The organism is Lysinibacillus sp. Ag94 (genome assembly GCF_023242215.1).
In the GTDB taxonomy this organism is placed as follows: Bacteria; Bacillota; Bacilli; order Bacillales_A; family Planococcaceae; genus Lysinibacillus.
On record NZ_CP096780.1, the window covers coordinates 1068194 to 1084602 of the forward strand.

Annotated in this window: 12 protein-coding genes and 1 pseudogene; 9 read left to right on the plus strand and 4 right to left on the minus strand. The window is 32.1% G+C overall.

Annotation, left to right across the window (positions count from 1 at the left end):
- Positions 1–318: 318 nt before the first annotated feature.
- Genes MY533_RS04740 through MY533_RS04750 form a run of 3 tightly spaced genes read right to left on the minus strand, consistent with a single transcriptional unit; the run spans position 319 to position 1916 of the window.
- On the minus strand, positions 319–975 hold the full coding sequence (locus MY533_RS04740) for a GAP family protein (protein ID WP_248718193.1): 657 nt from the start codon (positions 973–975) through the stop codon (positions 319–321).
- Between the two features lie 34 nt (positions 976–1009).
- Positions 1010–1747 carry a MerR family transcriptional regulator gene (locus MY533_RS04745; RefSeq protein ID WP_248718194.1) on the minus strand — a complete coding sequence of 246 codons (738 nt, stop codon included), beginning with the start codon at positions 1745–1747 and terminating at the stop codon, positions 1010–1012.
- A 16-nt stretch (positions 1748–1763) separates the two neighbouring features.
- Positions 1764–1916 carry a hypothetical protein gene (locus MY533_RS04750; protein ID WP_248718195.1) on the minus strand — a complete coding sequence of 51 codons (153 nt, stop codon included), beginning with the start codon at positions 1914–1916 and terminating at the stop codon, positions 1764–1766.
- Positions 1917–2073: 157 nt separating this feature from the next.
- Between MY533_RS04750 and MY533_RS04755 the strand changes: the two genes are divergently transcribed.
- The 6 genes from MY533_RS04755 (at position 2074) to MY533_RS04780 (ending at position 9267) form a co-directional block, all read left to right on the plus strand.
- Positions 2074–2739 (plus strand): DUF4097 family beta strand repeat-containing protein, encoded by a 666-nt coding sequence (locus MY533_RS04755; protein WP_248718196.1) that lies wholly within the window; start codon positions 2074–2076, stop codon positions 2737–2739.
- 306 nt (positions 2740–3045) lie between these two features.
- Complete coding sequence (locus MY533_RS04760) at positions 3046–3765, plus strand: ABC transporter ATP-binding protein (protein ID WP_248718197.1); 720 nt, start codon at positions 3046–3048, stop codon at positions 3763–3765.
- On the plus strand, positions 3734–6187 hold the full coding sequence (locus tag MY533_RS04765; protein WP_248718198.1) for an FtsX-like permease family protein: 2454 nt from the start codon (positions 3734–3736) through the stop codon (positions 6185–6187). Before MY533_RS04760 ends, MY533_RS04765 begins: the two co-directional genes overlap by 32 nt.
- A gap of 591 nt (positions 6188–6778) precedes the next feature.
- Positions 6779–7732, plus strand: a complete 954-nt coding sequence (locus tag MY533_RS04770; RefSeq protein ID WP_248718199.1) for an ABC transporter ATP-binding protein — start codon at positions 6779–6781, stop codon at positions 7730–7732.
- Entirely contained in the window at positions 7713–8492 is a 780-nt protein-coding gene (locus tag MY533_RS04775) for an ABC transporter permease (protein ID WP_248718200.1), read from the plus strand. Before MY533_RS04770 ends, MY533_RS04775 begins: the two co-directional genes overlap by 20 nt.
- 1 nt (position 8493) lies before the next feature.
- On the plus strand, positions 8494–9267 hold the full coding sequence (locus MY533_RS04780) for an SDR family NAD(P)-dependent oxidoreductase (RefSeq protein WP_248718201.1): 774 nt from the start codon (positions 8494–8496) through the stop codon (positions 9265–9267).
- Positions 9268–9393: 126 nt separating this feature from the next.
- Here MY533_RS04780 and MY533_RS04785 read toward each other — a convergent pair.
- Positions 9394–9574 (minus strand): annotated as a pseudogene (locus MY533_RS04785) (IS3 family transposase); the annotation flags it as partial.
- 362 nt (positions 9575–9936) lie between these two features.
- On the opposite strand from MY533_RS04785, the gene MY533_RS04790 reads away from it, so the two are divergent.
- Genes MY533_RS04790 through MY533_RS04800 form a run of 3 tightly spaced genes read left to right on the plus strand, consistent with a single transcriptional unit; the run spans position 9937 to position 16394 of the window.
- Positions 9937–13899: a non-ribosomal peptide synthetase gene (locus MY533_RS04790; protein WP_248718202.1), complete on the plus strand. Its 3963-nt coding sequence runs from the start codon at positions 9937–9939 to the stop codon at positions 13897–13899.
- 3 nt (positions 13900–13902) lie between these two features.
- Positions 13903–14961 (plus strand): GntG family PLP-dependent aldolase, encoded by a 1059-nt coding sequence (locus tag MY533_RS04795; protein WP_248718203.1) that lies wholly within the window; start codon positions 13903–13905, stop codon positions 14959–14961.
- A complete protein-coding gene (locus MY533_RS04800; RefSeq protein WP_248718204.1) occupies positions 14958–16394 on the plus strand; it encodes an argininosuccinate lyase in 1437 nt (478 codons plus the stop codon). The genes MY533_RS04795 and MY533_RS04800 overlap by 4 nt, the downstream gene beginning before the upstream one ends.
- Positions 16395–16409: the final 15 nt, after the last annotated feature.

Below are 16409 nucleotides of genomic sequence, written 5' to 3' on the forward strand. Positions count from 1 at the left end.
AAATAAGTACTATTCATCAACTTGGGTTCTATTTGTAAGGGCTCAGGTTGTTTCATTTAATTTAAAACCTCTAGCGATTAGACAATCAGATATAGTATCTTATGGCAAGCTTATGGCAAGCAAACTATCGAAAATTGTTATCCCATACGTCTATTCGAGCGAAACTAAACAGCCGTCACCGGTCAAATCCCGGCAATTGGCTGTTTAAATGTTTTTTGATTCCTATATTGAAAATGGGGAGCAGTCCACAGGTCAATGCTCTTTTTATTTCTACTCCCCATAGGGGAACTTATCAACTAGGCTGGGGGATTCACTTGATTATAGATAATCTAGAGTGTTAAAAATTAATATTAACCCAACAATGCACATTATCCAAGATAGTGCGGAATTTGAAGTGTTTGATAGTTTCTGATGAAGATTAACTAATTTAGAATTTATCCAACTTCCAAATAACTTATATCCTAAAAAGATAAGTAATGCTGGTAAAACCATAATTAGGTTATATGTGGCGATAATTGGCAACCATTGATAAGTAGGTATATTATTTGTTGTTAACAAACCAATAGCAGCAAAGTACGGAAAAGCTGCACTTGCCTCAATTAAAAAAGTTGTAATACCAATAAATATAATTGAGGATATACTTTGGGTTTTAGGTTTGGGAATATTATTTTTTTTATTTGTCGGGATAAAAAAGCTACCCACAAATAAAATAACCCCTACTATAAAAATAATCCAACTGAATACTTTATTTTGAAATATGTTAGAGAAGGTTTCAAAAATATAATTTAACCCTAACATCATTGCTACACCTAATGAGAAATACAATAGTGCAACTGTAAATAGATATAAAAATAATCTTGAAGTTAAATTTCTTTTATTTGTTAAAATTAGGTATAGTGTAACGCCCACTATTGTAGGACTTAATGTGTCTAATAGCGCTAAGCCACCTATATAAACCAAAATATCTGTTCCCATATATTCCTCCACATCGATAGATAATGATAAAAAACTATGAATTCTTAGCGGTGTAATGAATATAAGCTTTTTCCATAAAATTGAGGACCTCTTGATCAATAGGATAAAGGTTATGTTTTTTTGACTCCTCGGGTGCCATTCTAATTTTCCAAAGGGTATCTAAAAAAGCATCTTCGTCACCAAAATCTTCACTTCTTTTTTCGTCCATCCTTTTTATAATATTTTGTATGCGTGTAGCACTATAACCAAGGTGCATATGTTTTTTTAATTGACCAAGTAGAGCAATCCACTCTAAAGAATCAGGATCACTACTTGTCATATTTGGTAGTCTATATAGTACTTCAGCGTTTTTAATATTTAATTCATCTCTATTATGAGCTAGAATATCTTTTGAATCCCTAGTATATAAACTCATAATTTTTTGAATTCTAAATTCTTCTCCTTCAATTGCTATTCCATTTATTAGTTCTCTTAAATTAAATTCTATATTTGAGAGTCGATCCTTTTCATTTATTACATAAGATAGTTGTTTCATTAGACTAATGGACCAGTCCCATTCTTCAGACTCTAGCATAATTTTGATTTCACTTAATTGAAAGCCTATCGTTTTTAAGAATTGTATTTGCTGTAATTTTTTTAACTCTGTATTTGAATATAATCTGTGACCTCCTTGAGTTTTTGATGCAGGTTTTAGCAGTTCTATCTGGTCATAATATCTTAAGGTTCTAACGGACACACCACTCATCTTTTTAACTTCATTAATATGTAACAATTTTATTCCTACTTCCTTATTCTTTATTCGTCGTATTGAAAAATAGAGATTTAAATAAGTAACCTACTCCCAGGCCAATAAGCACCCCAATAATAGCATTACCAAATTGGAAAGCTATACCTGCACCAATAATAACGCAAGCATAGATAATAATATCTTCTTTTTTCAAAAGGAATCTCCTCCTTCTATAGATAATAATGTAAAAGGTATAGTATCAGTATAAAAGATGACGCGAGGTCACTTTCAACTAATTTTAACATTATGCTGCGTAAAGATTGAAAATGACCTTGCGTCATTTTGTATAATTGGCATAAGGAGGAAATTTTATGTTGAAAAAATCTGCTTTAATTTTGTTTTTAGTAGTAATCGTTCTTGCAGGGTGTTCATCAGGGGAAAAGGAGGTAAGTGTTAATAAAGAGTCGATAGAAGAGGTTGAGGAAATTGTTATAAATTTTGCAAGTACCGATGTTAATTTCCTGCCAAGCGAAAAAAATGAATTAGAAACCTATCTAACGGCTTATGATAATGGACCAGGTGTAACATTAGATAAGTCTTCAAAACGGTTATCAATTGATCTAGGTAATGATATTAGACGCTTAATCAATTTCAAAAAAAAACCTACCTTAGAGGTTAGAATCCCTTATCAATTTAAGGGGAAAATAATTTTGGATGGATCTTCTGGCAATGTTTCTGGACAGGATCTTGTTCAAAATAAAATTGACATACGATCTAGTAGTGGCGATATTAAAATCCACTTTAAAGAATTAAATGATGACGTTGAACTTTCAACTACAAGTGGCAATGCCTCAGTAACTTTTGATGAAAAGCAACCCAATCTAAATTTGGAAATCGTTACAAACAGCGGGAGACAATCCATAAACCTGTCCCTAAGTGAAAAAACACAAACAAAAAAAGGTTTAAAAGGTTCCTCAGGTAATGGAGAAAATAAAATGAAAATTGAAACTAAATCAGGAAATGTAAATTTGAACTGATAAATTAACTTAAATAAAGTGTCTCTCCCATACGTTTTATGTTAAAAAATTTTTAATTATAAAAAAGCAATTATGATTATGAAACACATTCTAAGTATTTATAAATAAAGGATGAAAAAGTAGGGATTCATATGATGGTTAAATTTACAATATTGTGTGCTTTGTATTACAACGATATGCATGGGTATGAAATCATTACGGAATTTAATGAAATAGGTATAAAAAATCAACGGCCTTTAAATTCCGATAAATGTTAGTGAAAAAATGAGGATTTTTATTATTTGAGTTTAAAGGAGAGATACAAGTATGATTTCGGTTAATCAAGTATTTAAATCTTTTGAACAAGGTAATCAAAAGATAGAAGTGCTAAAAGGTATTGACCTCTCTGTAAAAGAAGGTGAATTTATAGCAATAATGGGACCTAGTGGTTCGGGTAAAAGTACGCTATTACAACTATTAGGTGGATTAGATAGACCATCCTCTGGTCAGGTGAAAATACAAGGAAAAGATTTTTCTGGATTAACTGAGAAGCAAAGAACTATCGTAAGGAGAAAAAATATTGGATTTATTTTTCAAAATTATCAATTATTACCCACATTAACTGTAGAAGAAAATGTTGGTTTTCCACTACATGCAGATGGTAGGAAAAACAAAAACATCAAAGAGAAAATAAGAAACATTATAAAAGAAGTTGGTTTAGAAGGTTTTGAAAAGAAGCCCCCTAATCTGTTAAGCGGAGGACAGCAGCAAAGGGTATCTATAGCAAGAGCTTTGATCCACGAACCCAAAATACTATTAGCTGATGAACCAACGGGAAACCTAGATAGGAAACGGGCTAAGGAAATACTGGATCTGTTGGCAAAATTTAATAAACAAAGAAAACAGTCAATTATTATGGTAACTCATGATATCTTCGCAGCTGGTTACGCGGATAAAATTATTTTGTTCAAAGATGGATTAATTGAAACCGAAGTATCTAGGGAGGATCATGGCTATGCTGAATATTTGGCTAGTTTCTTGGCGTAACTTAACAAAAAATAAGAAAAGGTTTTTCTTTACACTTATTGCAGTAATACTTGGTATCCTCTTAACAACTAGTATGTTGGTGGCTAATAACACTATTAAAGGGACATTTAGGTATTATCAAGAAATCTACGCAGGGAATGCTGATTATTGGGTATTAAGCAAAAATTATTCTTTCTCAGAAGATGAAGTAAAAGAAATAAAGCAGCAGGATATTGTAATAGATAGCTTAAGTGTCCTTGATAAACAAGCATTAGTAGAAATAGATCAACCTAAGGCTCCAACTGAAACTTCAGTTAGAATAACTGGTGTTAGTGATATAGAAAGTAACCTTTTAAAACTCCCATTAATAAAAGGGAGTTTGAAAGGGAATGGTATAATTATACCTGAGAATGCAGCTAAACTATGGGGGAAAGATATTGGAGACACTTTGACATTTAAAGGGTTGGGTAAAATTGAAGTAACGGGGATTGTTGGCTTTACATCTTGGCTTGCCAGTCCTAGTAATTGGAATGACGCTAAAGGTAGATCCTTTAGAGTTATGATGGATTTAGAAACTCTTCAAGACTGGACTAACCTAGATAATCAAATAAGTTATATACGATTCCAGCATAAAGATCGTGATAATGAAAATTGGTTATCGACTTATCAAGAATTATTACGAGGGACACCCCTTTATGTTCAACCGGTTGTTATTGATGATTTAAGAAATAATGACGTTGAAGGTCTATACTCTGTCTTTTATCTAGTATGTATTCTCTCTCTTTTTATAAGCTCCTTTATAATATTTAATATGATTTATTCAAGTGTAATTGAACGAAAAAAAGAATTTTCTGTTATGAAGAGTCTTGGATATACAAATTTTGACGTATTTAAACTTGTATTGATTGAAGTCTTTTTACTTTCGCTCTTAGGTACTGCTATTGCATTGCCAACTGGTGTTTTATTCGCGGATTTGTTTGTAGAAATGCTTTTAGGAATCTTTCAAGATACTATGGTTTATACGCTAGATTGGAAAAGCGCAACAATTTTATCTGCTTTAATAGGTATCTTATTCCCAATAATAATTTCTGGAATACCTATGTATATAGCATTTAAAACTCCTATAGTAAACGCAATGCGAAATACAAATAAAATGCCTAGGTTTAGAGTTGAAATTGTTAGGTATTTATTCGGGCTTATACTCATATTACTAAGCTTTGTCGACAGTTATTTGGGGTATGTATTTTTATTATTTGGGGTGGTTTTAATATATCCATTGGTCATGAGGACCCTTGCAAAAATTCTTACACCAGTGATAGAAGAAATGCTTGGCTATCCAGGGAAATTATCTGTCAGTAACATAAAAGTTAATACTAATCGAAACGCTAATACATCAGCGATGTTGGCAATAAGTATTGCGGTAGTAATTTTTTTAGGTTCAGCTTTAGAATCAATACCTTCTGGATTTGAAAAGGAAATTCGCCAGACTTTTGGAGGGGATATTCAAGTACAGTTTGAAGAACCAGTAAATGGGAGAATTATTAATAAGGTAAGGAGTTATGCTGGTGTAGAAGGGGTTGAATGGTTCAGAGAAACAATGGTGACCTGGAAAACAGTTGAAGATGAGTATAGAGAATTCTATATTATGAGTACGCCATCTAAAAATACTGAAGAATATCAACTCTTCGAAGATCCAGGTATTAATCTTCCATCTAATTCTATACTTTTAGGTGAAAGAGCGTTTGATGAATGGGGTGGGAAAGTTAATGATTACATTACTATTAATACCCCTTCAGGTACAAGAGAATATCAGGTAGTAGGGAAGGTTAATACTTCTCAAGATGGAGGATATGTTGGATTTATATCTGAAAATGAGTTTAAAGAAGGTTTTAATTGGGATGTAATTAATACAATTATGATAAATACTGGTGTTTCTGGGGATCCTTATACATTGCGCGAAAAATTAAAATTAAATTTTCCAACTTCAATTTCTACCGTTACATTAGTAGAAGATCAAATTAAATCTTCGCAAAGTTCTTTTGATGGAATGAATGAAGTTATGCAATTTTTATTGATAATTGTGATTGCCCTTTCTAGTATAGGTATAAGTAATACATTATTGATGAATACGATGGAAAGAGTGGGGGAAATTGGTACCATTCGTGCGATTGGATTTACTACTAAACAAGTCAGAACAATGATTATAGGAGAAGGTTTTGTGGTAGGTGTGGCAGGAATAATTATGGGGGTTTTATTGGGCATATTTGTAGTATATTTAAACTCTATCTCTAACATATCTACAATGCATATGCCATTTATTATCCCGTGGGGAAACGTAGTTTTGGCAATTACTGCAGGGATACTCCTAACTTTAATTGCCTCAATTATACCATCCCAGATTGCTGCAAAGGTTAATCTTTTAAGTGCATTAAAAGAAAATTAAATAATGCTATAGTTCCCCTATGGAAGACAGAAGAGAAAGTAATTAATCTGTCTACTATAGGGGATTGTTTATGGGAAAAAGCACAAAACTTAAAACGTACGTTGTATAAGAAAAATTTTAGATCTTCACCTAAAAAGAGAAGCAATTTGATAGAGATAAGGAAGCTTATCTTGGTTGAGAGAGTTGCATTGCAGAGATTTACAAGCTTAAATACCTAAAGAGAAAGGGCGTTACAGGACTTACTTATTGGGTCTTTGATGTGGAGAGACTGTATCTTTCAGGTATTGAGCATTTTACATACTAATGAGTTGAGTAGTAAATAAATGATGGCTCAATACGTAGGGATGTAAAAATAAAACATAATAGTAATTATTCCGCATAAATCACTAGAGATTTCAAAGTTAAATGAAACAACCTGAGCCCTTACAATATATAGCTCTGATTAATGAATAATATTTCCTATTTAAGTGCAAAACAAGAAGGTTTCCTTTTAAATGTACACATAAACGGAGTTACATTGCGTAATATACAGATGTTTTATAACAACTTCCTTTATATGATGATAATAGAATTTCAAAATAAGGAGGTCTTATGAAAATTATTTATGATATAAAAAATGTAACTAAAAAATATCCCTCGCGCAATATTACTGCTAACCAGGATATTAATCTAGAGATTTATGAAGGAGAAATAATTGCACTTTTAGGACCAAATGGTGCAGGTAAGTCGACACTTATAAAGCAAATGATGGGACTAATTAAATCTACAAGTGGGAGTATACATTTATTTGGTGAGGACATTCAAGCAAACAGTAAGTTTATTACTGAAAATGTATCATACTATGCTCAGGATCCGCACGCAATAACTTCATTGCGAGTATGGGAATCAGTTTATTTTTCCAGTAGATTAAAAGGATTAAATAAAGCTTCTGCAACCAAAGAGGCAGATAGACTTATCGAACAAATAGGCTTAGAAAAAAATAAAAATGATTACATTAAAAATCTCTCAGGAGGACAAAAGCGTTTAATAAGTGTTGCCCTAACATTAACAGGTAATCCTAAAGTCCTTATATTTGATGAGCCAACAAATGAATTAGATCCAGTTAAAAGGAAAAAGGTGTGGGAGATAATAACTGATAAAAATAAAGAAGGAGCTACTATAATTTTAGTTACACATAATGTATTGGAAGCAGAACAGGTAGTAGATAGGGTAGCAATTATAAACGAAGGAAAGATTGTAGCTTTAGATGGAATAAAACAACTTAAACAAAGGATAGATCAACGAATGAGATTAGATTTATCAACTAATGATAGCTTAATAGCTAATAAGTTATTTACTTCATTTAGTGAAAAAGGACCCCAAAGAATAACGGATCATAAATTAAGGTTATTGATTCGAAAAGATGAAATAGTTAGCATTGTTAAAAAACTTGCTAACTTAAACGAGAAATTGGATTTCGATTTTTCACTTGTTCCTCCCACATTGGAAGATGTTTATCTACGTTTCGAAGGGGGTGAAAAAATTAGTGAATCAATTGGAATATAAACAAAAGAAAATGAGTGTAGGCCAATGGCTGACTGATTTATGGATTTTGGTTAGAATACAGTATGCAAATGTTAGAGAACAATGGGTTCTAATAATTATTTTAGCATCTTTATTTCCATTAACAACTTTAATGTTACTTCATTTTTTTGTGGAGAATCCAACAAATGAAATGATATTAAGGATTGTAACTGGAAATATGGTTTTTGCCTTAATAATAACTGGCATTAATCTGCTTGCTCAAGATTTATCATGGCAAAAACACCGAGGACATTTTGTTTTTTATGCTACTTTACCTATTAGTAAGATAACTTTTATTTACGCAAATCTGATTAAAGGGATTATTACAAGTCTTCCTTCATTCTTGATATTAGCAATGATAGGTGAAATGATTTATGACCTAAACTGGAGCTTTCATTGGTTTATAATTCCTCTAATTTTCTTGAGTATTTTGAGTATAGTGGGTTTTGGAGTTTTTATTGGATTTTGGTCACCAAGCCCACAAGTAACTAATATTGTTTTACCTAGTTTAATGATGTTTTTAGGTTTTTTAACTCCTGTTCTAATTGATAGTTCGCAACTACCTAAAGTGTTATATTGGTTGTCCTTAATTTTCCCAACAACTTACGTTGCTGAAGCGCTGAGAGAGCTATTAATTAGCGGGCTTACTAAAGGAGTAATAATTAACTCAGTAATATTAATTATTTTTACTGTTGTTTCATATTGCTTAATATTAAAAAACATAAAATGGAGAATTGAATAGTATGAACGAAAATAATATAAATAAAGTTGTGTTAATAATAGGTGGAAATTCAGGTATAGGAAAAGGAATTGCGAGAAAATTCCTCGAAAACAGTAAGAATATAGTTATTATTACTGGTAGAGATATTGAAAAAGGGCTTAACACACAAGAAGAATTGTCGAGGGTATCCAAGAATATTGAATTCTATCCTCTAGATATTAATCATGCTCAAGATGTAGAAAATATTATTAAGACTGTAGCACAAAAATATGGTAGAATCGATATCTCTTGTAATTGTGCTGGGATCGAACATCGCTTTGCTTCAATGATTGAATTGGAAGAAGAGGAGTTCGATAAAGTAATTAATGTTAACCTAAAGGGTGCCTGGTTATGTATGAAGTATCAAATAAAACAAATGATGCGTCAAAGGAATGGTGGATCAATAATTAATATATCCTCAGTTAGTGGATTAAAGACTACCCCAAACGGTTCCATTTATTCAGCCAGCAAACACGGGTTAGAAGGTTTAACGAAAACAGCTGCTCATGAATTTGCAAGATTTGGAATTAGAATAAATAATGTTACTCCTGGATTAGTGCAAACACCAATGGCGAATAGAGTTTTAGGGATTAGTGAAGATAGTTCTGATGAGTTATGCAATAAATATATTCCTGCTGGTCGCATGGCCAGTACTAAAGAAATTGCTGAGGCAGTGTATTGGATAGCTTCAGATAGTGCAAGTTATATCATTGGACATTCTTTAGTGGTAGATGGCGGTCTAGCTCTTGGGAGATGAAGTGACCCTTAAGTTAGACACGGTTATTTCATCAGGTAGCTTGGGTAAAATGAGTTCGGTATTGCACCGAACTCGTTTCTTTATTTTTCCTTGATCCGTTTCATATTATAGTAATTAGTTTAATTTTCTTTTCGCAGTTAATTTAAACTCTGTGATATCAGTTACCCATTTTTTAAGTGGCCTCAGCCGTAAAGTGACGGTCTAAAATGTTTAGCGCAATTTTGCCAACGTTTTCTTTTTAGGATTTATATTTTTTCATACGTACTAAGCATTTTAAACCAAGCTTTATCATGATACGTTGCACTTTAATGTACCTGTTTTACAGGTGAGTTCCCCTAGCTGGATGGCTCAAAAGAGCTCTCTGTTCTGCCCTCTCCCGTGGTATTACGCCCGTAGAACCCAAAAAATGGGACAAACTCCACTTTCTACAGAAAATTGGTCTCCACTTTACTTCGAATAGTATAAAAGATTCCATTAACAATTCCCAAACAAGAATGACAAAGAACGTTTATACAGTGGAGCTACTTTTACATTACAGTTTAAGTATTTTGTAAAATTAATTTTGTTATTCTCACTTACTTTGCGCTATTTACTAATGATTATTCTATTTAAAAAAATTATACTTTGTTAAAGCTAATCATTCAAAAAATTTTTTAGGAGTGATAAAGTATGACTACTGAAATAAAAAGCAAACCTATAACATACTTCAAATTAAAGCCCTCATTTTCCCAAGAAAGATTTTGGGTTCTTCATAATTTAGAACCGCATAAACCTACCTATAATATCTCAAAAGTTTTTCGTTTTCACGGGAATTTAAATTTGGAGGCGTGGAATAACAGCTTAGAAGAATTAATTGAACGTCATGAGATCTTAAGAACTAGTTTTATATTTGAAGAAGAGCTATTTCAACTTATTACAAGTAATACAACTCCCTCTTTTGACTACTTAGAATTATCAGAGGGTGAGGCACGCAAAGTAATAAACGATTTTATTCATCAGCCATTTGATATTGAATGTGATAATTCTCTATTTAAATCAACAATAATAAAAACAGAATTAAATGTTTATTATTTTGCATTAAATATTCATCATATTCTTTGTGATGGACCATCGCTGGGAATATTAATTAAAGATTTATTTAGTTTATATAACCACAAAGTTAGTAAAACAGCATTAATATTACCAGAACTAGATATTCAATTTGCAGATTTCGCAGAATGGGAAAGAACCTCACAAGAGGAAACTAGTTACAAAGAATCTCTAGAGTTCTGGAAAGAAAATTTAAAAGATGCACCTGCTAAAGTAAATTTTAATAAACATGGAACTTCTTTTGGATTTAATGGAAAAACTAGTAGATTCACATTACCGAGTGAATTACAGCAATTCCTTAGAGAAATTTCAAAATCCAATAGAACAACTTTATTTACTATCTTATTAACTGCATTCAAAGTATTGATTAACAAGTATACATCACAGAATGAAGTCAGTGTCGGATCACCTGTAAGTTTGAGAGAGAACAAACAACTTAAAAATGTTATTGGACTTTTCATCAACACTGTAGTTATTAATTCTAAGATTGACCCAAACACTTCGTTTTCGGATAACGTAAACCAAATTCAAGCTAATGTTTTTGAATGTTTTAAACATAAATATATTCCTTATGATTTAATAGTAAAAGAAATTAGTCCTGATAGAGAAGATATTAATAACTCGTTATTTAACATAATGTTTGCGTTACATTACGCTACCGATAAACCTAAATTAGAAGGTATAAAATATGATGAGATTCGATTAGATAACAGTACCAGTAAATTTGATTTATCTCTGTCTATGATTATAGAAGACGATCGAATGGGGATGGAAGTAGAATATAATACAAAAATTTTCAATGAAAATTATATCAAGCAGATGTTTGGTCATCACTTTATGACATTACTAGCTAATTTGTCTAACAATGAAAACAAACCTTTAAAGTACCTAGAAATTATGACTGAAGAGGAACAAAATAATATTTTGTTAAACAATGTAAAAAAAGAGGTGCCTCCTAGAAAGTGTATACATGAATTATTTGAAGATCGGGTTGCAATAAACCCTCAAGCAATAGCTTTAACATTTAGAGAGCAAACGCTAACATACTTTGAACTCAATCAAAAGTGCAATCAGTTAGCAGAGAAACTTAAACATAAAATCGAGAGCGGGTCCCCGATTGGCATATATATGGATCGGTCAATGGAAATGATTATTTCGATAATAACTGTTTTAAAAATGGGGGGAGTGTACGTACCGCTTAATATAGAGGATCCACCAAAAAGGACAATAAATATTATAAAAAAAGCAAATGTAACGTTTATTTTATCAAATAAAGACAGTAAAGATAAATTAAAGAAATTTATTAATATAGAATCTTATAGTTTTAATGAATCAGATTTACCTATAGATGAATTCATGAATAATCCTTCAACCAAAACAACACCCGAAAGTATGCTTTCAATTTACTTTACTTCTGGCTCTACTGGTGAGCCAAAGGGTGTAATAAATCATCATATTGGTTGGATTAATAGAATGAACTGTATGCAACAGACTCATCATTTACAAGTGGGTGACTCTGTACTGCAGAAGACTTTATATACCTTTGATGCATTTGGTCTGGAAGTATTTTGGCCATTATTGTTTGGTGGGAATGTATGTTTGTTAGAGGCTGGAGAACATAGAAATCCTAGATCCATTATTGATGCAATGATAAAACATAAAGTTATCTTTCTTCAAGTTGTGCCTAGTATGTTAAGTGAAATAGTCAGAGAATTGAAAAAAGAAGACCTTTCCTGTTTAAGTAGGCATTTGAAATTTATAGCAAGTGCTGGTGAGCCATTAACATCTAGTTTATATAGCAGTTTGATAAAGAAAATAGATTGCCCTGTTTATAATACATGGGGGCCAACTGAAGCCTCAATTGATGTTACCCAATACTTATGTAGGGAGGAAGATCAATCAAGCGATGAAATTATTTCAATAGGTACACCTATGATGAATAATGAGGTGTATATATTAGATGAATATCTAAACCCTGTACCTGCGTATGTAACTGGTGATATATATGTATCTGGTATAGGACTAAGTAAGGGATATGTAAATGATCAAGAAAGGACGAGTGCATCATTTATAAATAATCCTTTTAAAAAAGACACAATTATGTATCGAACTGGTGATAAAGGATACTTCCTTGAAGATGGAAATATTAAATTTGTTGGACGTGAAGATAACCAAATAAAACTTAGAGGAATCAGAGTTGAATTAGATGAAATTGAGAGAGTAATTAATAATAGCAAATTAGTCAATCAAGGTGTCGTGAAAGTAATTAATCATAATAATAATTACAAGCTTATAGCATACATTTCATTGATATCTGAGCATAGTTCTGCAATGCAGGAAGTTAAAGAAGAACTGACTTCCAAATTACCAATGTACATGCTGCCAAATCATTTTGAGGAAATGAAATCTTTACCGTTGTTGTCCAACGGAAAAATTGATAGAAAATCATTACCGATACCAGATTTAAGCAAAATATCACAGTCAAAATTGGTTTTGCCAAGAACAAACAAGGAACTCATCATCTGTCGATTAATGGGTGATCTATTAAGGCACAATCAAATAGGTATTAATAGTAATTTCTTTGATATAGGAGGTCATTCTTTAAATGCATTTAAGTTGCTAAATAGTATCAACCAAGAGTTTAAAATAAATTTACCTTTAAGTTTTATTTTTAAAAATCCAACTATTGAAAAAATGTGTAAAGTTATTGAAAACAGGAGATGTCTGGAGGTTGAAAAATCAAATGTAATTCTGTTACAAAACGGTGATGTGGATAAGGCTCCCTTATTTTTAATACATCCCGGTGGAGGAGGTATTATATGTTACTACGAGTTTGTAAGAAAAATGAATATCAAAAATCCAATTTATGGAATACAATCTTTGGGGTACGATGACAATAGAGAACCTTTGAAATCTATAAAGCACATGGCAGAAGAGTACATTAAAGAAATAGTAAAAGTGCAGCCTACTGGGCCATATATTTTAGCTGGTTGGTCATTAGGCGGGACAATTGCGTTCGAAATTGCACACCAATTAGAGAAAATGCATAAAACTGTAGATTTTTTAGGATTAATAGATACATATCCTATCGATAGTATGAAAGATAGCCTTAAAGTGGCACAATCCCGGAAAAATCCGATTGAGGCATGGGCTACAAGGCTAAACATTTCCTTTGATAAGGATACAACTCAAGAAGAAAAAATTAAAATAATCCATTCAGAAGTTAAGAACAGAAAAATGATACCCCTAGAGTCAACTATCAATGAAACAAATAAAATCTTAGAAGTAATGTACTGTAATAATATGGCTGCAGAAGATTTCTATTGTGATTACTATTTAAATCACAATATCCATCTATTTAATGTTCATGAATTATCTCATATTAACCCCATACCTTTAGTAGATGCTAATGTGTGGAGAGAGAGAACAACCAAAAAATTGTTTATCCATGAGATAGATGGGGATCATCATAATTTAATGGATAAGTCCAAAGTAAGTAAACTTGCTAATACATTTAAAACTTTACTAGAAGATAGGTGGTAAAAAATGATTGAACTGAGAAGTGATACCTTTTCTTTGCCTAGTGTAGATATGCTGAATTCTATTAGTGGGGCTATATTAGGTGATGATGTATACGGTTTAGACGTAACTGTAAAAGAATTAGAAAAAAAGGCTGCCAATATGCTGGGCAAGGAAGATGCAATACTTATGCCTTCTGGTACTATGGCAAATTTAGCCTCAATTCTCGCCCATTGTCCAAGGGGCTCCAAAGTTTTAGTTGGAAATAAATCTGACATTTATATTTATGAAGCTGGTGGGGCATCCGTATGTGGAGGAGTTATTTATGAACCGATTCAAACAGAGAAAAACGGTACTTTAAAAATAGGGAATATAGAAAAAGCATTCCCTATTGATACTGATGATCCACAGTTCGCATTCCCTGCATTACTTTGTATTGAAAATCCTAGTAACCGCACTGGGGGGAATATTCTACCATTAGGGTATTTAGAAGAGTTGTTCCATTTTACTAGGGAAAAAGAAATAGCTTTGCATATGGATGGTGCGCGAATTTTTAATGCTGCTATTGCATTACAGATACCGGCAAATCGGATTGCTATGTATGCTGACTCTGTGCAGTTCTGTTTATCGAAAGGTTTATCAGCTCCTATAGGGTCAATCGTGGCAGGTACCGAACAATTTATCAGTAAGGTTAGAAGGATTAGAAAAATGCTCGGTGGGGGGATGAGGCAAGCGGGGATAATTGCGGCACCTGGAATTGTAGCGTTAGATAATATGCATCAGACCTTGCAAAAAGATCATAGAAGAGCTAAAAACTTAGCGAGGTACTTAAATTTAATTAATGAGATTGAACTTAATGCAAATGTAGAGATTAATATGGTTTTTTTCACTTTAAAACCTGAATATTCAACAAAAAAGTTTATTACTACTTGTGCAATGTTTGGACTAAATATAGATGAGCTAGAGCCAGGGGTTATTAGGGCAGTTTTGCATAGGAATATTAGCGATGAAGATATATTAGATACAATAGAAATTATAAAAAGAGCGCTACCTCTTTCGAAGATAGAAGGGGGGATATATCGTTGATACATTTAACAGGTAGGATAACCCAAAAGCCAAATGATTTCGTTAATGCGTACATTTTGGAGCCGCATTTTAGATACGAAGTAGAAAACTTATTGAAGTACTATGTTGAAATTGAACTTGTCATGAATAAGGAATATGAAAGGCTAGGTTTAATTAGTAATAACGAAAGAATTAAAATAGACGAGGCTCTAACCACTTTAGATGCCTCAATTATAAAGGCTAACCCATTAGAAAACATGTCGGATATATCTTTTGCAATAGAAAGGTACGTTGAAAAAATAATGGAAGATAAACTACCTGATAAATGGCATAGCGATAGAAGCAGAAACGATATACAAAGTTGTGCCCAATTCATGTTGCTAAGAGATCAATTATTAAACCTAGAAAGCCAAGTATCAGGATTGATAAAAAGTTTAATCAATAAGTCTTACGAGTCAATTGATAAGCCGATTCCAGGACGTACTCATTATCAACCTGCTCAAATTATTACACCTGCCTTTTATTTTATATCAATTGTTGAGGAACTAACTCATATTAGAAATTCACTATTAAATATTTATGATTATATCAATCAATGTCCATTAGGGGCTGGTTCTATGGCTGGGTTAGAATATGAATGGAACCGAGTGTGGATTGCTAGAGAACTAGGCTTTATAAAACCTAAAAACACTGCACTATCTGCTATAGCATCTAAGCAAGGTCATCTTGAAGTCGCAGCCATACAAGCTAATTTAGGAGTATTGATTAGTAGATTTGCAACTGATCTTATTGATTGGCTGGTAAATAATTATATAGACTTACCAGATGAGTTATCTGGTATATCTTCAGCTATGCCACAAAAGAAAAATTACCCAATTATGGAGAGGATTAGGGGTCAAAATTCCCACATGATATCTTTTTATAATGGGTTAACTTTGTCTCAAAAAAATACACCATTTACAAATTTAGTTGAGACGTCTAAAGAGGGAAGTAAATATATACTAGAACTATTTATGACGACGAACGTAAATCTAAATTTATTAAAAATAGTTATAGAAAATATGAACTTTAATGAAGATAAAATGCTAAAAGACTGTTCAAATGAATTTTTTGGTGGATTTACGCTTGCAAACTATTTATCAAAGGAATATGGAATTCCGAATAGAAAAGCTCAATCCATTGTGGGTGCAGTAATTCGAACAGCTATCGAGAATAATCTAACCCCTATGAATCTGAGCTCAAAAATAATACAAGAAGTTAGTGAGAAACATGGGTTTAGTGTGTATATAAAGGATCATCAAATACAAAAACTTTTCTCTGTTAAACAAAACTTGAATAAACAGACCCTCGGATCAACTAATCCATGTTCAGTAGAATCCATGTTGAGAGATTATAAAAAAATTAATAAAGAAATTGATGATGCCTGGGATAGTAGAAAGAAACCAAATGATTAAAATTTAGGAGGTTGT

Excerpts from the sequence above, each read along its gene's own strand:
- MY533_RS04740 (WP_248718193.1), bottom strand. The coding sequence starts at position 975 with ATGGGAACAGATATTTTGGTTTATATAGGTGGCTTAGCGCTATTAGAC.
- MY533_RS04755 (WP_248718196.1), top strand. The coding sequence starts at position 2,074 with ATGTTGAAAAAATCTGCTTTAATTTTGTTTTTAGTAGTAATCGTTCTT.
- MY533_RS04760 (WP_248718197.1), top strand. The coding sequence starts at position 3,046 with ATGATTTCGGTTAATCAAGTATTTAAATCTTTTGAACAAGGTAATCAA.
- MY533_RS04765 (WP_248718198.1), top strand. The coding sequence starts at position 3,734 with ATGCTGAATATTTGGCTAGTTTCTTGGCGTAACTTAACAAAAAATAAG.
- MY533_RS04770 (WP_248718199.1), top strand. The coding sequence starts at position 6,779 with ATGAAAATTATTTATGATATAAAAAATGTAACTAAAAAATATCCCTCG.
- MY533_RS04780 (WP_248718201.1), top strand. The coding sequence starts at position 8,494 with ATGAACGAAAATAATATAAATAAAGTTGTGTTAATAATAGGTGGAAAT.
- MY533_RS04790 (WP_248718202.1), top strand. The coding sequence starts at position 9,937 with ATGACTACTGAAATAAAAAGCAAACCTATAACATACTTCAAATTAAAG.
- MY533_RS04795 (WP_248718203.1), top strand. The coding sequence starts at position 13,903 with ATGATTGAACTGAGAAGTGATACCTTTTCTTTGCCTAGTGTAGATATG.